At 53.3% G+C, this 1,370-nt stretch carries 2 protein-coding genes; both read right to left on the bottom strand.

Annotated features, from left to right (window positions below):
• Nucleotides 1-248: 248 nt before the first annotated feature.
• Nucleotides 249-635 carry a transposase gene (locus tag PsAD46_RS28415; RefSeq protein WP_208988621.1) on the bottom strand — a complete coding sequence of 129 codons (387 nt, stop codon included), beginning with the start codon at nucleotides 633-635 and terminating at the stop codon, nucleotides 249-251.
• A gap of 36 nt (nucleotides 636-671) precedes the next feature.
• The gene (locus PsAD46_RS28410; protein ID WP_208981895.1) at nucleotides 672-1,286 is read right to left on the bottom strand and encodes a transposase; all 615 of its coding nucleotides are present in this window, start codon (nucleotides 1,284-1,286) and stop codon (nucleotides 672-674) included.
• Nucleotides 1,287-1,370 lie beyond the last annotated feature (84 nt).

The raw sequence follows: 1,370 nt of genomic DNA, 5'->3' as shown, positions 1-1,370 counted from the left end.
GCTTCTCTAATCGGGCGCTGAGGTCAAGCTCTTTTTCCTTTTCATTCGGATCATATCCATCTCCGGGTCACGCTTCTCTTCGCAGTCTGGGTCGCTCTTTACAGTGAGCAGCTGCATGCATGTGCCGGAATGGTTGTAGAGAGCCACGCTAATGGACGCGCTTTCATGGCGCAGCAGACATTTTCGGCTTCATCTACAAACCTCGTCCAGAGAGGGCGATCCTGCCGTGATATTGAGGTCAGGCTATATTATGCAGCAACCTCCAAGCCATCACGACAGAACGATGTATCATTGACCCACATGCGATGCATGACAACCGCAAGCTTTCTGGCTACCGCGACAACAGCACGGCGGCGCCCTTTGGTCCGCATCAGGCGCATCCCCCAGCTCTTGATGCTGGATCCGCCAGTACAGCGGGTTAGCATTGCATTAGCAGCCGTATAAAGGGCCGAGCGGACCTCCATGTCTCCTGCTTTAGAGATTCGGCCAGGATTATCAGTTTCTCCTGATTGAAAACGCCTCGGCGTTAAGCCGAAGTGGGCAGCAACCGTTCGCGAACTCCTGAACCGCGCCGGATCATCCACCGCAGCGACAAATGCCAGCGCAGTCATAGGGCCAACGCCGGGGATTTCCATTAGTCGCAAGCACACTGTATTGGTGCTTGCCGCGTGTTAAACGCGTTTGTCCAGCTCTTGATACGTGTGTAATAAAGCGAGCCGCGCGTCCAGAAGCGGAACCAGTGCCAGGCTCAAATCTGGGTGGACTTCGATAAACGGTCGCACTGTTGCATCAAAGCGTGTGTGTTTAATCCGTTCCGGCAGGGGCAGGCCGTAAACCTTCAAGAGCCCGCGTACCTCGTTTGCTAAGTCTATGCATTTACGCAAGCATGCCTTGCGACTGCGCAGGAGCGTGCGCATTGCATGTGAACGGTGACTTTTCATATGCACTGGGCTATACCAGCCGGAACGCAGGACTTGCGCTATGCCGCGTGCATCATTCTTATCGGTCTTGTTACGCATGGCCGACAGAGCCGCATGCACTTGCCTTGCCTCCATGCAGACAACGTCAAAGCCATGTTGTTCTTTCAAACCGTAAAACAGAGGCTGGCTCATTGTTCCAGCTTCAAAGCCAAGACGGGTGATAGGCAACGACGTCTGAGCTAAGGTATTGGCGATAACATCAACTTCGCAGGCAACCAAGCGTTCAAATATAATCTTGCCTTCGCCGTCAATCACACAGATCGAAACAGACCGTAAAGAAACATCCAAACCAGCATAGTATTCCATGGTGCTCTCCCATCCTCGCAGCAATATGCTGCGATCTTAACAGGAGCTGACCTCTCGTGAAGGACGAGCCCGATTACGCATGCT

It is taken from the genome of Pseudovibrio sp. Ad46, from assembly GCF_001623065.1.
GTDB lineage: Bacteria > Pseudomonadota > Alphaproteobacteria > Rhizobiales > Stappiaceae > Pseudovibrio.
Note: the sequence above shows the minus strand (reverse complement) of the source record. Positions and strands in the feature narration are given on the sequence as shown.

Bases quoted from the DNA above. Each gene is read 5' to 3' on its own strand.
- PsAD46_RS28415 (WP_208988621.1), bottom strand. From the start codon at position 635: ATGGAAATCCCCGGCGTTGGCCCTATGACTGCGCTGGCATTTGTCGCT.
- PsAD46_RS28410 (WP_208981895.1), bottom strand. From the start codon at position 1,286: ATGGAATACTATGCTGGTTTGGATGTTTCTTTACGGTCTGTTTCGATC.